The 13,507-nt window shown below is 72.5% G+C and carries 10 protein-coding genes; 8 read left to right on the plus strand and 2 right to left on the minus strand.

What is annotated here, in order from left to right:
- Nucleotides 1–12 precede the first annotated feature (12 nt).
- Both AMK33_RS16470 and hmgA read right to left on the minus strand, forming a co-directional pair.
- On the minus strand, nucleotides 13–762 hold the full coding sequence (locus tag AMK33_RS16470; RefSeq protein WP_073933579.1) for a GntR family transcriptional regulator: 750 nt from the start codon (nucleotides 760–762) through the stop codon (nucleotides 13–15).
- A 74-nt stretch (nucleotides 763–836) separates the two neighbouring features.
- Nucleotides 837–2,150, minus strand: coding sequence for a homogentisate 1,2-dioxygenase (hmgA, locus tag AMK33_RS16475; RefSeq protein WP_073933580.1), 1,314 nt, complete (start codon nucleotides 2,148–2,150; stop codon nucleotides 837–839).
- A 176-nt stretch (nucleotides 2,151–2,326) separates the two neighbouring features.
- Here hmgA and AMK33_RS16480 point away from each other — a divergent pair, with 176 nt between their 5' ends.
- The 8 genes from AMK33_RS16480 to AMK33_RS16515 all read left to right on the plus strand — a co-directional run bounded on the left by AMK33_RS16480 (nucleotide 2,327) and on the right by AMK33_RS16515 (nucleotide 13,359).
- Entirely contained in the window at nucleotides 2,327–2,944 is a 618-nt protein-coding gene (locus AMK33_RS16480; RefSeq protein WP_073933581.1) for a hypothetical protein, read from the plus strand.
- Complete coding sequence (locus tag AMK33_RS16485) at nucleotides 2,944–3,561, plus strand: TetR/AcrR family transcriptional regulator (RefSeq protein ID WP_073933582.1); 618 nt, start codon at nucleotides 2,944–2,946, stop codon at nucleotides 3,559–3,561. Before AMK33_RS16480 ends, AMK33_RS16485 begins: the two co-directional genes overlap by 1 nt.
- Before the next feature lie 149 nt (nucleotides 3,562–3,710).
- Complete coding sequence (locus tag AMK33_RS16490) at nucleotides 3,711–5,975, plus strand: molybdopterin oxidoreductase family protein (protein ID WP_073933583.1); 2,265 nt, start codon at nucleotides 3,711–3,713, stop codon at nucleotides 5,973–5,975.
- Nucleotides 5,976–6,073: 98 nt separating this feature from the next.
- The gene (locus AMK33_RS16495) at nucleotides 6,074–7,513 is read left to right on the plus strand and encodes a CitMHS family transporter (RefSeq protein WP_327379187.1); all 1,440 of its coding nucleotides are present in this window, start codon (nucleotides 6,074–6,076) and stop codon (nucleotides 7,511–7,513) included.
- Between the two features lie 37 nt (nucleotides 7,514–7,550).
- Nucleotides 7,551–8,786 carry an MFS transporter gene (locus tag AMK33_RS16500; protein ID WP_073933585.1) on the plus strand — a complete coding sequence of 412 codons (1,236 nt, stop codon included), beginning with the start codon at nucleotides 7,551–7,553 and terminating at the stop codon, nucleotides 8,784–8,786.
- Between the two features lie 642 nt (nucleotides 8,787–9,428).
- Nucleotides 9,429–10,763 (plus strand): ABC transporter ATP-binding protein, encoded by a 1,335-nt coding sequence (locus AMK33_RS16505; protein WP_073933586.1) that lies wholly within the window; start codon nucleotides 9,429–9,431, stop codon nucleotides 10,761–10,763.
- 105 nt (nucleotides 10,764–10,868) lie between these two features.
- Complete coding sequence (locus AMK33_RS16510) at nucleotides 10,869–12,257, plus strand: aldehyde dehydrogenase family protein (RefSeq protein ID WP_073933587.1); 1,389 nt, start codon at nucleotides 10,869–10,871, stop codon at nucleotides 12,255–12,257.
- 16 nt (nucleotides 12,258–12,273) lie between these two features.
- Nucleotides 12,274–13,359: a Zn-dependent alcohol dehydrogenase gene (locus AMK33_RS16515; protein WP_073933588.1), complete on the plus strand. Its 1,086-nt coding sequence runs from the start codon at nucleotides 12,274–12,276 to the stop codon at nucleotides 13,357–13,359.
- The last annotated feature ends 148 nt before the right edge of the window (nucleotides 13,360–13,507 follow it).

The raw sequence follows: 13,507 nt of genomic DNA on the forward strand, positions 1-13,507 counted from the left end.
AGGGGTGGCGGATCAGGTGGCGTCCAGGGTCACCGTGAAGGAGAAGCGGTCGCCCCGGTAGTTGATGACGGCCACGTCCAGGGGGCGGCCGTCGGTGTCGTAGGTGATGCCCGTGTAGTGCAGGATCGGGCTGAGCAGCGGGACCTGGAGCAGCCGGGCCGTCTCCGGGTCCGCGAGCCGCGCCTCCACCGTGTCCGTGATCCGGCTGATGTCCGCGCCGACGACATCCCGCAGCACCTTGGTCATCGGCCACCGCAGCAGGTCGGCCGGGTCGATGCGGGCGGCCAGTTCGGGACGGACCCAGTTGCGGGCGTGGTTGGTCGGCTCGCCCGTCCTCTCGTCGCCGCGCAGCCGGTGGTACGCGGCAGCCTCGGACAGGTCCGGGAAGTACTCGGCGATCTCCGCCGGCACCGGCGCCGGACCGTGCTCCAGCAGTTCGGTCGTCATACCGGACTGCTGGGCCACGATCGCGTCCACCGAGCCCAGCAGCCGCACCGGGGCGCCCCGCCGGGCGCCGGGCTCGATGAACGTGCCGCGCCGGCGGTGGCGGGTGATCAGCCCCTCGTCCTCCAGCTCCTTCAACGCCTGCCGCATGGTCAGCACGCTCACCCCGTAGTGCCCGGCGAGCTGTTCCTCGGTGGGCAGACGCAGGGGGTCCTGGGGCGAGCGGCCGAGGATCGAGGCGCGCAGCGACTGCGACACCTGATACCAGAGCGGCAACTTGCGGTTCAGGACGATCGAATCCGGAGCGAAGGAGGTCACGGGCTATCCGTACCGGTCGGAGAGCTTTCAGTGCAACGTGTGCCGTACCGGCTGTACCCCGGAGGCGAACCGGATCAAAGCGACTGGAAGTGACGCTCGAGGCCCTGCCACACATCGTCGTAGCCCTGCTGGAGGTGTTCCGCCCGTGCCGCCTGGGGGGTCAGGGACACCGGCCAGCGGGTCTCGAACATGAAGGCCAGGCCGTCGTCGATCTTCTGCGGGCGCAGCTCCGCGGCGCTCGCCCGGTCGAACGTCTCCCGGTCGGGGCCGTGCGCCGACATCATGTTGTGCAGCGAGCCCCCGCCCGGCACGAAGCCCTCCGCCTTCGCGTCGTACGCGCCCTCGATCAGGCCCATGTACTCGCTCATCACGTTCCGGTGGAAGTACGGCGGCCGGAAGGTGTCCTCACCCACCAGCCAGCGGGGCGCGAAGACCACGAAGTCCACCCCGGCCAGCCCCGGGGTGTCGCTCGGAGACGTCAGCACCGTGAAGATCGACGGGTCCGGATGGTCGTACGAGATGGTGCCCATCACATTGAAGCGGCGCAGATCGTAGGCGTAGGGCACATGGTTGCCGTGCCAGGCGACGACATCCAGCGGGGAGTGGTCGTACGTGGCCGACCACAGGTTGCCGCAGAACTTGTTCACCACCTCCACCGGCCCCTCGACGTCCTCGTACGCGGCGACGGGCGCCCGGAAGTCCCGGGCGTTGGCCAGTCCGTTGGCGCCGATCGGGCCGAGGTCGGGGAGCCGGAACGCCGCCCCGTAGTTCTCGCACACATAACCGCGGGCAGAGTCCTCGAGGAGGTCCACACGGAACCGCACCCCACGAGGAATCAACGCGATGTGTCCCGGCTCCACATGCAGCAGTCCGAACTCCGTGCGCAGCAGCAGCCCGCCGTGCTCGGGGACGATCAGCAGCTCACCGTCGGCGTCGCTGAAGACCCGGTCCATCGAGGCGGTGGCGTGGTACAGGTGCACGGCCATGCCGGTGCGCTGGGTGACGTCGCCGTTGCCGCCCAGGGTCCACAGTCCGGCCAGGAAGTCGGTGCCCCCGTCCGGCTTCGGCAGCGGGTTCCAGCGCAGCCGGTTGGGGTCGGGCACGGTCTGGGTGAAGGGCGCGGTGCGCAGCGCCCCGTTGCCCGTGCGGGTGAACGCCGGGTGGGCGGCCGACGGGCGGATCCGGTACAGCCAGGAGCGGCGGTTCTCCGCGCGGGGCTCGGTGAACGCCGTACCGCTCAGCTGCTCCGCGTACAGCCCGAGCGGCGCGCGCTGCGGCGCGTTGCGGCCCTCGGGCAGGGCGCCCGGGACCGCCTCGGAGCTGTGCTCGTTGCCGAAACCGGAGAGGTGTTCCAGCCCCTCGGCGATCTTGCGCGCGTCCCCGCTCATGCCCGGTGCTCCCTTGCGATCAGATTCCTATGTGACACCATAGGATTGCGATTTCCGCGCCGCAAGAGGGAGACGCGATCTCCGTCCTCCCTCCGTCCTCCTCCTCTCGACGGAGGACACGGAACCCGACTTCAGGTGGATCCGCGATGTCGTACCCGTGTTCTACGCTCCCGGGCATGTCGTGGACGCGGAGCCTGATCACCGCGCTCGCGGTCTGTGTCGCACTCCTGGCCGGATCCGCGGGCTGCGGTCCGAGTGATGCCCGGGGGCAGGACGGGAAGCCGTCCTCACCGGCCGGTGAACTCCTGGACGAGAAGGACGAGGAGGGGAGCCCCTACCGCGAGGTGGACGCCGAGGACGCGCCCGCCGTCGGCGTCGAGGTCACCCCCGACACCGACGGCGGCTGGGACGTACGGCTGACCGTGCGCAACTTCCGCTTCTCCCCGGACGGCACCGGCGGGCGCGCGGTCGCCGGCCGCGGACTGGCGCACCTGGAGCTGAACGGCCGCCGCGTCGCCCTGCTGCGCACCCCCGAGTACCACCTCCCCGGCGACTCCGTCCCGCGCGGCACGCACCACGTCACCGCCCGCCTGTACGCCGACGACGGCTCGGTGTGGGCCGTGGACGGCGAACCCGTGGAGAGCACGGCCGACATCACCGTGTCGGACCAGGAACCGAGCCCCGACCCGAGCGCCGCGCCGATGGGCACGGAACCTCCGGAACCGGCGCGCGGAACGGACGGGCGGGGCCATGGCGGAGGGCGAGGTTCCGCGGGCGGGGACGAGCAGGCATGATGAGGCCCGTGCCCCACGCGACATCGCTCCGCCGAGCGCCGGTGCAGCGGCGCAGCGCCGAACGGCTGGCCAGGATCCTCGACGCCTGCGCCGAACTCCTCGACGAGGCCGGCTACGACGACCTGAGCACCCGCGCGGTCGCGGAGCGCGCCGGCGTGCCCATCGGCTCCGTCTACCGCTTCTTCGGCAACAAGCGCCAGATGGCCGACGCGCTGGCCCAGCGCAACCTGGAGCGCTTCACGGAACGGGTCACCGAACGCATCGAGGTGACCGGTGACCGGGGCTGGCGGCACGCCATGGACGTCGTGCTCGACGAGTACCTCGACATGAAGCGCACCGCCCCCGGCTTCTCCCTCGTCGACTTCGGCAACCAGATACCCGTCGGCACCCGCCGCGCCGAACCCAACCACCGCGTCGCCGACCGCCTCACCGACCTGCTCTCCGGCTACCTCGGCCGCGCGGCCGACGACGACCTGCGCCGCGCCTTCCTCGTCGCCGTCGAGACCGCCGACGCCCTCGTCCACCTGGCGTTCCGGATGGCGCCCGAGGGGGACGAGAAGGTCATCGGCGAACTGCGCGAGATGCTGCGGGCGTATCTGGCCCGGACGCTGGACTGAGTGGTCCCCCTCTCCGAGGCGGTCCCCCTGTCCGAGGCGGTCCCCCTGTCCGAGGGAGCCCTCCGGGCAACCCCCTCCCCTCCATGCCTACCGGTCGGTATGCTCGGCCCGTCCGCGCGTCACCGCAGCCGCCGCACCCGGGAGGTCCCGTGTCCCGCACCGCCCTTCGTATCTGCCCCCTGTGCGAGGCCACCTGCGGCCTGACGCTCACCATCGACGACGGCCGGGTCACCGGCGCCCGCGGCGACCGCGACGACGTGTTCAGCAAGGGCTTCGTCTGCCCCAAGGGCGCCGCCTTCGGAGCCGTCGACTCCGACCCCGACCGGCTGCGCACCCCGCTCGTCCGCGTCGACGGCGAGCTGCGCGAGGCCACCTGGGCGGAGGCGTTCGACGCCGTGGCCGCCGGGATACGGCCCGTCGTCGAACGGCACGGACCGCACGCCGTCGGCATCGTCCTGGGCAACCCCAACGTCCACACCATGGCCGGCGCCCTCTACCCGCCCGTGCTCATCGCCGGGCTCGGCACCCGGAGCCTGTTCACCGCCTCCACGGTCGACCAGATGCCCAAGCACGTCTCCAGCGGGCTGCTCTTCGGCGACGCCAACGCCATCCCCGTACCCGACCTCGACCGCACCGACCACCTGCTGCTGATCGGCGCCAACCCCCTGGAGTCCAACGGCAGTCTGTGCACCGCCCCCGACTTCCCCGGCCGGCTCAAGGCGCTCAGGGCCCGCGGCGGCACCCTCACCGTCATCGATCCGCGCCGCACCCGCACCGCCCGCCTCGCCGACCGGCACCTCGCCGTCCGCCCCGGCACCGACGCGCTGCTGCTCGCGGCCGTGGCGCACGTCCTGTTCGACGAGGGCCTGATCGACCCGGGGGAGCGCGCGTCGCACCTCACGGGCCTGGACGACCTCGCCGCGGCGCTGCGCGACCTCACCCCCGAAGCCGTGGCCCCCGCCTGCGACGTCGACGCCGCCACCCTCCGCACCCTCGCCCGGGAACTCGCCGCCGCCCCCACCGCCGCCGTCTACGGCCGCATCGGTAGCTGCACCGTCCCGCACGGCACCCTCGCCAGCTGGCTCGTCGACGTCCTCAACATCCTCACCGGCAACCTCGACCGGCCGGGCGGCGCCCTCTTCCCGCAGGCCGCCACCGACCGGGCCCCGCGCCCCGCCGGCCCCGGCCGCGGCTTCGCCCTCGGACGCTGGCACTCCCGGGTGAGCCGGCACCCCGAGGCCAAGGGCGAACTGCCGCTGTCCGCCCTCGCCGAGGAGATCGACACGCCCACCGACGAGGGCGAGCCGATCCGCGCCCTCGTCGCCGTCGCCGCCAACCCGGTGCTCTCCGCCCCGGACGGCGACCGGCTCGACAAGGCGCTCGGCTCGCTCGACTTCATGGTGAGCGTCGACCCGTACCTCAACGAGACCTCACGCCACGCCGACGTCGTCCTGCCGCCGCCCCCGCCCGCGCAGAGCCCGCACCACGACTTCGCCTTCAACACCCTCGCCGTACGCAACCAGGTCCGCTACACCCGTCCCGCCGTCCCCCTGGAGCCCGGCCGCATGGCCGAGACCGAGATCCTGGCCCGGCTGATCCTCGCCGCGACCGGCATGCACGGCGCCGACCCCGCCGCCGTCGACACCATGGTGATCGACCAGACCCTCTCCAAGGCGGTCCGGGAGCCGCACTCCCCGGTCCACGGCCGCGACCCGAAGGAACTCGCCGCCCTGCTCACCGGCGCCGACGGCCCCGAACGGCGCCTCGACATGATGCTGCGCCTCGGCCCGTACGGCGACGGCTTCGGCGCCGACCCCGACGGGCTCACCCTGGAGGAACTGCTCGCCCACCCGCACGGCATCGACCTCGGTCCCCTGCGCCCGCGGCTGCCCCAGCCGCTGAAGACCCGCAGCGGCAAGGTGGAGCTGCTGCCGGAACCGATCGCCGCCGACCTCCCCCGGCTGCGCGCCGCCCTCGACGAACGCCCCGCCGGACTCGTCCTCGTCGGCCGCCGCCACCTGCGCTCCAACAACAGCTGGATGCACAACGTGCCCGCCCTCACCGGCGGCTCCAACCGCTGCACCCTGCACCTCCATCCCGAGGACGCCGAACGCCTCGGCGTACGGGACGGGGAGCCGGTACGCATCAAGGGTGCCGGGGGAGAGGTGACCGCGCCCGCCGAGGTCACCGACGCCGTACGCCCGGGTGTGGTGAGCCTGCCGCACGGCTGGGGACACGACCGGCCCGGCACCCGTACCCGGCACGCCGCCGCCGACCCCGGCGCCAACGTCAACCAGCTCCTCGACGGCAGCCTCCTCGACCCGCTGTCGGGCAACGCCGTCCTCAACGGCGTCCCCGTCGAGGTGGCCCCGCTGAGCGCCGCCGCGGGCGAAACGTTCGGCGCGCTGACCTGAGCAAAGCTGTGACCTGGGGTTTTGCGCTTATTGCTCGCACGTCAACGTCTTGTTAACGCGGCTTTACGGAACCTAACGTCGACGCACCGCCGGCCCTGGTGGGATGTTCAAGGGCGAACGTTAGGTATCCACTCATGCTGACCATCCTCGGCTTCGCCATGATCGCGACCTTCCTGGTCCTGATCATGCTGAAGAAGATGTCGCCGATCGCGGCGCTCGTGCTGATCCCCGCGCTGTTCTGCGTGTTCGTCGGCGAGGGCGCCCACCTCGGTGACTACGTCATCGACGGCGTGTCCAGCCTCGCGCCCACCGCGGCGATGCTCATGTTCGCGATCGTCTACTTCGGTGTGATGATCGACGTCGGACTCTTCGACCCGATCGTCCGCGGCATCCTCCGGTTCTGCAAGGCGGACCCGATGCGGATCGTCGTCGGCACCGCGCTGCTCGCCGCGATCGTGTCGCTGGACGGCGACGGCTCCACCACCTTCATGATCACCGTCTCGGCGATGTATCCGCTGTACAAGCGCCTGAAGATGAGCCTGGTCGTGATGACCGGTGTCGCCGCCATGGCCAACGGCGTGATGAACACCCTCCCCTGGGGCGGCCCCACGGCCCGCGCGGCGACCGCGCTCAAGCTCGACGCCGGCGACATCTTCGTCCCGATGATCCCGGCCCTGCTGGTCGGCCTGCTGGGCGTCGTCGTCCTCGCGTACGTGCTCGGTCTGCGCGAGCGCAGGCGGCTGGGCGTGCTGACGCTGGACGAGGCGCTGGTGAATGAGGAGGCCGAGGAGACGGAGACGGTCCTCGTCGGCGCGGGCGGCGGCACCGGTGCCGCTTCGGGGAAGCACACCACCGCGACCGGTGGCACCGACGCCGACGCGGAGGACGACGACGACTTCCAGGGCCTCGACCCGAACCGCCCCACCCTGCGCCCCAAGCTGTACTGGTTCAACGCGCTGCTCACGGTCGGCCTGCTCACCGCCATGATCATGGAGCTGCTGCCGATCCCGGTGCTGTTCCTGCTCGGCGCCGCCCTCGCGCTCTCCGTCAACTTCCCGCACATCCCCGACCAGAAGGCCCGTATCGCGGCCCACGCCGACAACGTCCTCAACGTCTCCGGCATGGTCTTCGCCGCCGCCGTCTTCACCGGCGTCCTCCAGGGCACCGGCATGGTCGACAGCATGGCCGAGTGGATGGTGGACGTCATCCCCGAGGGCATGGGCCCGCACATGGCCATCGTCACCGGCCTGCTGAGCCTTCCGCTCACCTACTTCATGTCCAACGACGGCTTCTACTTCGGTGTCCTGCCCGTCCTCGCCGAAGCCGGCGCCGCGCACGGCGTCTCCCCGCTGGAGATGGCCCGCGCCTCCCTCGTCGGCCAGCCGCTGCACATGTCGAGCCCGCTCGTCCCCGCCGTGTACGTCCTGGTCGGCATGGCCAGGGTCGAGTTCGGCGACCACACCCGGTTCGTGGTGAAGTGGGCGGCCATGATCTGCCTGGTCATTCTCGCGGCCGGAATCCTGTTCGGCATCATCTGAGCCGGACACCCGGACCACTGTCAGGAAGGACCCGATCATGGCGCCCGGTGGGAACCGCGGCTGGCTGCTCCGCCTCGTCATCGCCTTCGGCTTCGCGCAGGGGGCGGTGTCGATGGCCCGGCCCGCCGTCTCCTACCGGGCGCTCGCGCTGGGCGCGGACGAGCGGGCGGTCGGTGTGATCGCGGGCGTGTACGCGCTGCTGCCGCTGTTCGCCGCCGTACCGCTCGGCCGGCGCACCGACCACGGCCGCTGCGCGCCCCTGCTGCCGGTCGGCGTGGTGCTGATATCCGGCGGCTGCGCGCTGAGCGGCCTCGCCGGGTCGCTGTGGACGATGGCCCTGTGGAGCGGGGTGATGGGCCTCGGCCACCTCTGCTTCGTCATCGGCGCGCAGTCCCTCGTCGCCCGCCAGTCCGCGCCGCACGAGCAGGACCGCAACTTCGGTCACTTCACCATCGGCGCCTCGCTCGGCCAGCTGGTCGGCCCCATCGCGGCGGGCGCGCTGATCGGCGCGGACATGGCCCGGACCAGCGCGCTCGCCCTGCTGGTGGCGGGAGCGGGCGGCGCCGTCGCGCTCACCTCGCTGTGGCGCATAGAGCGGCCCGGGGACCTGAAATCCCGTACGGAGCAGGGCGCACGGGTGCCGGTGCGGGGCATCCTGCGCGCCCGTGGCGTACCCGCGGGCATCCTCATCAGCCTGGCCGTGCTGTCCGCGACCGACATCCTCACCGCCTACCTCCCGGTGGTCGGCGAGCACCGGGGCATCGACCCGGCCGTCATCGGCCTGCTGCTCAGCCTCCGCGCGGCGGCCACGATCGCCTGCCGGCTGGTCCTCACCCCGCTGCTGCGGCTGCTCGGCCGTACGGTGCTGCTGACGGTGACCTGTCTGCTGGCGGGGCTGCTGTGCGCGGGGGTGGCGCTGCCGGTGCCGGTCTGGGCGCTGGCGCTGATCCTGGCGGTCCTCGGCTTCTGTCTGGGCGTCGGGCAGCCGTTGTCCATGACTACGGTCGTCCAGGCCGCCCCTGCCGAGGCCCGGTCCACCGCCCTCGCCCTGCGCCTGACCGGCAACCGTCTGGGGCAGGTCGCCGCGCCCGCGGCGGCGGGGCTGATCGCGGGGGTCGCGGGTGTGGCGGCGCCGTTCGTGATGCTGGGGGCGCTGCTGTTTCTGTCCTCGGGGGTTGCCTTGCGTACTCCGGCCCGGCCGGGGGAGGAGGCGAGTGCTCGGAGAGAGCAGCGGGAGGGGGCGGGGGTGAGGGCGCGTCGGCGGGTGAAGTGAGCGGTGCGGGGGCTGGGGGCTGGGGGTTGGGCGGGGGTGGACCACGCTGCCCGGCGTTTGCGGGGTGCCGCCGCGCCCACCCGTGCCGCCCCAGCGGCACGACTGCCCGCGGTTGACGCACTTCGTGCGGTACGGCTGCCCACGGTTGATGTGTTTCGTGCGGTGCGACTGCCCGCAGTGGCAGGATGGCGCGATCGCGCGTTGAGTACGGGCCGCGTCATGGGAGTCGGGTCGTGGCTATGAGGGGGACCGCATGCTTCTGATCTCCTGGCCGGCGTTCTCGTTCTCGCCGTCGGGGGATGTGTCTGTGTCGTCTGGGCGGCACGGGGCGGTTCGCGCTGGACGCGCGGAGTGGCGAAGGGGACCCTGCCGGCGGGCGAGCTGCTCCGGCCGGGCCGTTCGAACGGCCGCTCGGGAAGCGGCGACGACGGCGGGGACGACTGACGGGGAACACCGGTCACCCCGGTGAATCCGGCCGTCCGCTTTCTCACCTGGTGGACCGGAGCGCCCTGATCTCGCCCGGCATCTTCCCCCGGCCGCTACTTTCCGTTAGCTTCCGTGACCCACACGCCCCGTGCGACCCGTGCGGGGCGTTCCGAACGCGGAGCACCAGCGCCCAGATCCGCCCCCGGGGGCACCCTCATGACACGCGCCATCTCCCTGCACGACGTGAGCAAGGCATACACGCGAGACATCCGCGTGGTGGACCGGCTGTCGCTGGACATCGCGCCCGGCGAATTCCTCGTCCTGCTCGGCCCCTCCGGCTGCGGCAAGTCCACCGTGCTCCGGATGATCGCCGGACTGGAGGACATCGACGAGGGCCGGCTGTTCCTCGACGGCGAGTACGGCAACGAACTGCCCCCCTCCGACCGGGACATGGCGATGGTGTTCCAGAACTTCGCCCTGTACCCGAGCATGACCAGCCGCGACAACATCGGCTTCCCGCTCCGCATCGAGTCCCCCGGCGCCGACCCGGCCCCGCGCGTGGACGCCACCGCCCGCATGCTCGGCATCGAGGACCTCCTCGACCGCTTCCCCGCCCAGCTCTCCGGCGGTGAACGCCAGCGCGTCGCCATGGGCCGGGCCATCGCCCGCCACCCTTCCGCCTTCCTGATGGACGAGCCGCTGTCCAACCTCGACGCCAAGCTCCGCAACCGGCTGCGCGCCGAGATCTCCCAGCTCACCCGGGAGCTGGGCGTCACCACCGTCTACGTCACCCACGACCAGTCCGAGGCCATGTCGCTCGGCGACCGCGTCGCCGTACTGCGCGGCGGCGTCCTCCAGCAGGTCGGCACCCCGCGCACCGTGTACGCGCTGCCGAGCAACGTCTTCGTCGCCGCGTTCATCGGCACCCCGCGCATCAATCTGCTGCGCGGCCTGGTGCGCGCACCGCTCGACGGGGCGATGACCATCAGCCTCGGCAAACAGTTCCTGCGGCTGCCCGAACCGCTGTCCCTGGACCACCAGTTGCTGCGGGTGCAGCAGGGCCGCGAGGTCATCGTGGGCCTGCGCTCGGAGGCCGTACGGATCGCCAAGCCGTCCGCCGCGCGGACCGGTGAGGTGGCGCTCACCGGTCTGGTGGAGCACCTGGAGTTCCAGGGACACGAGGTCCTCGTGCACTTCAACACCGGCTCCCGCCCCGCCGTCGTCCCCGACCTCGAGGCACCGCGCCCGCGGCCCGAGCGCCCGGCCCGGCGCCGCCGCCGCGAGGGCACGGTCCTGCACCGGCTGCGGGAGCGGGCCGGGGCGCTGCGCGCGGGCCCCGTGGCGACGCTCGACCGTTCAGAACAGCCGGCCCCGGCCTCCGCCGAGCCCCGGGTGCCCGGCGACCTCATCGTCCGCACCACCCCCGACATCCGCCTCCGGCACGGCATGCAGGTACCGCTCCTGGTCGACCTCGCCCACCTCTTCGTCTTCGACCAGCAGGGCGAGCGGATCTGCCCGAACCCGGCACGGCTGCCCGACCTGGAGGAGTGACACGGTCGTACGGAGACCTCTGGCGCGGGAAAACTAACACCGCTAGTTTAGAGACTCGACGAACTGAGCGGTCGGACACCGACACCCCGCCCCGGAGGAAGCGCGATGAAGGCATACGACGGCATGTACATCGACGGCGCCTGGCGCCCCGCCGCGGGCCCGGACGTGATCGAAGTGGTGAACCCGGCCGACGAACAGGTGATCGCCACCGTCCCCGCGGGCACCGTGGAGGACGTCGACGCCGCCGTGCGCGCCGCCCGCGCCGCCCTCCCCGCCTGGGCCGCCACCCCGCCCGCCGAGCGCGCCGCCCGGCTGGCCGCGCTGCGGGACGTGCTCGTGGCCCGGCAGGACGAGATCGCCGAGACGGTGACCGCCGAACTCGGCTCGCCCCTCAAGCTCTCGCAGGCAGTCCACGCGGGCGTGCCGATCGCCGTGACCGGCTCGTACGCCGAGCTGGCGGCGACGTACGCCTTCGAGGAGAGGACGGGCAACTCGACGGTCCTCCACGAGCCCGTCGGCGTGGTCGGCGCGATCACCCCCTGGAACTACCCGCTCCACCAGATCGTCGCCAAGACCGCCCCCGCCCTCGCGGCCGGCTGCACCGTCGTCGTCAAGCCCGCCGAGGACACCCCGCTGGTCGCGCGGCTGTTCGCGGAGGCCGTGCACGAGGCCGGGATCCCGGCGGGCGTGTTCAACCTCGTCACCGGGCTCGGCCCGGTGGCCGGGCAGGCCCTCGCCGAGCACCCCGGCGTCGACCTGGTCTCCTTCACCGGCTCCACCGCCGTCGGCCGCCGCATCGGCGCGATCGCGACCGGCATGGTGAAGAAGGTCGCCCTCGAACTCGGCGGCAAGTCCGCCAACGTCATCCTGCCCAGCGCCGACCTGGCCCGCGCGGTCAACGTCGGCGTCGCCAACGTCATGTCCAACTCCGGCCAGACCTGCAGCGCCTGGACCCGCATGCTGGTCCACCACGACCGTTACGACGAGGCCGTGGAACTCGCCGCGACCGCCGCCGCGAAGTACGGCGACCGCATCGGCCCGCTCGTCAACGCCGCGCAGCGGGAACGCGTACGCGGTTACATCGAGAAGGGCGTCGCCGAGGGCGCCCGGCTGGTCGCGGGCGGCCCCGACTCCCCGCACGAGCAGGGTTACCACGTCAGCCCCACGGTCTTCGCCGACGTCACCCCGGAGATGACCATCGCCCAGGAGGAGATCTTCGGCCCCGTCCTGTCGATCCTGCGCTACACGGACGAGGAGGACGCCCTGCGCATCGCCAACGGCACCGTCTACGGGCTGGCCGGCGCCGTCTGGGCCGGTGACGAGGCGGAGGCGGTGGCCTTCGCCCGCCGCATGGAGACCGGCCAGGTCGACATCAACGGCGGCCGGTTCAACCCGCTTGCCCCCTTCGGCGGTTACAAGCAGTCCGGTGTGGGCCGCGAACTCGGCGCCCACGGCCTGACCGAGTACCTCCAGACCAAGTCCCTCCAGTTCTAGGGGAGTCGTATCCGCCATGGCCGTACGTGCCGCCGTTCTGCCCGCCGTCGGTGCTCCGCTGGAGATCACCGGGATCGACCTGCCCGAACCCGGCCCCGGCAGGGTCCGCGTCCGGCTCGCCGCCGCCGGGGTCTGCCACTCCGACCTGTCCCTGTCCAACGGCACCATGCGCCTGCCGGTCCCGGCCGTCCTCGGCCACGAGGGCGCCGGCACGGTCGTCGCCGTCGGCGAGGGCGTCACCCATGTCGCGTCCGGTGACGGCGTGGTCCTCAACTGGGCGCCGTCCTGCGGCACCTGTCCCGCCTGCGCGCGCGGCGAGGTCTGGCTGTGCGCGGGCGCCCTGGCCGGCGCCGCCGAGGTGCACGCCCGCCGCGCCGACGACGGCACCGACCTGTACCCGGGGCTGAACGTCGCCGCGTTCGCCGAGGAGACGGTGGTGCCCGCGTCCTGCGTGCTGCCCGCCCCGGACGGCGTCCCGCTCACCGACGCCGCCCTGCTGGGCTGCGCGGTGCTCACCGGCTACGGCGCCGTCCACCACTCCGCGCAGGTGCGGCCGGGCGAGACGGTCGCCGTGTTCGGCGTCGGGGGAGTGGGCCTCGCCGCCCTCCAGTCGGCCCGGATCGCGGGCGCGTCCACGATCGTCGCGGTCGACGTCTCCCCGGAGAAGGAGGAACTCGCCCGGTCCGCGGGCGCCACCGACTACCTCGTCGCCTCCGACACCACCGCCCGGCAGATCCGCGCCCTCACCGGCAAGGAGGGCGTGGACGTCGCCGTCGAGTGCGTCGGCCGCGCGACCACCATCCGCACGGCCTGGGAATCCACCCGGCGCGGCGGACGCACCACGGTCGTCGGCATCGGCGGCAAGGACCAGCAGGTCACCTTCAACGCCCTGGAGATCTTCCACTGGGGCCGCACCCTCTCCGGCTGCGTCTACGGCAACTCCGACCCCGCCCGCGACCTCCCGGTCCTCGCCGAACACATCCGGACCGGCCGCCTCGACCTCGGCACCCTGGTCACCGAACACATCGCCCTGGACGGCATCCCGGCCGCCTTCGACAACATGCTGGCCGGCAAGGGCGGACGGGCGCTGGTGGTGTTCTAGGGGGGTGTCGTTCGGATCCTGCCGGGGTCGCGGGGTCTGGCACGCACTCCCCCAGAGGGGGGGACCCCCAGCCGCGTTGTCGTCGGTTGCCAGGGCTCTGCCCTGGCGCCCTCCTCCGCCTTGCAGCTGCACGCTCCCCCGCTCTCGG

The sequence above is a fragment of the Streptomyces sp. CB02400 genome, from assembly GCF_001905725.1.
GTDB classification, from domain to species: Bacteria; Actinomycetota; Actinomycetes; order Streptomycetales; family Streptomycetaceae; genus Streptomyces; species Streptomyces atrovirens.

What these genes read in the sequence shown, in the direction of transcription:
- hmgA (WP_073933580.1), bottom strand. Translation starts at nt 2,150, where the DNA reads ATGAGCGGGGACGCGCGCAAGATCGCCGAGGGGCTGGAACACCTCTCC.
- AMK33_RS16480 (WP_073933581.1), top strand. Translation starts at nt 2,327, where the DNA reads ATGTCGTGGACGCGGAGCCTGATCACCGCGCTCGCGGTCTGTGTCGCA.
- AMK33_RS16485 (WP_073933582.1), top strand. Translation starts at nt 2,944, where the DNA reads ATGAGGCCCGTGCCCCACGCGACATCGCTCCGCCGAGCGCCGGTGCAG.
- AMK33_RS16500 (WP_073933585.1), top strand. Translation starts at nt 7,551, where the DNA reads ATGGCGCCCGGTGGGAACCGCGGCTGGCTGCTCCGCCTCGTCATCGCC.
- AMK33_RS16505 (WP_073933586.1), top strand. Translation starts at nt 9,429, where the DNA reads ATGACACGCGCCATCTCCCTGCACGACGTGAGCAAGGCATACACGCGA.
- AMK33_RS16510 (WP_073933587.1), top strand. Translation starts at nt 10,869, where the DNA reads ATGAAGGCATACGACGGCATGTACATCGACGGCGCCTGGCGCCCCGCC.
- AMK33_RS16515 (WP_073933588.1), top strand. Translation starts at nt 12,274, where the DNA reads ATGGCCGTACGTGCCGCCGTTCTGCCCGCCGTCGGTGCTCCGCTGGAG.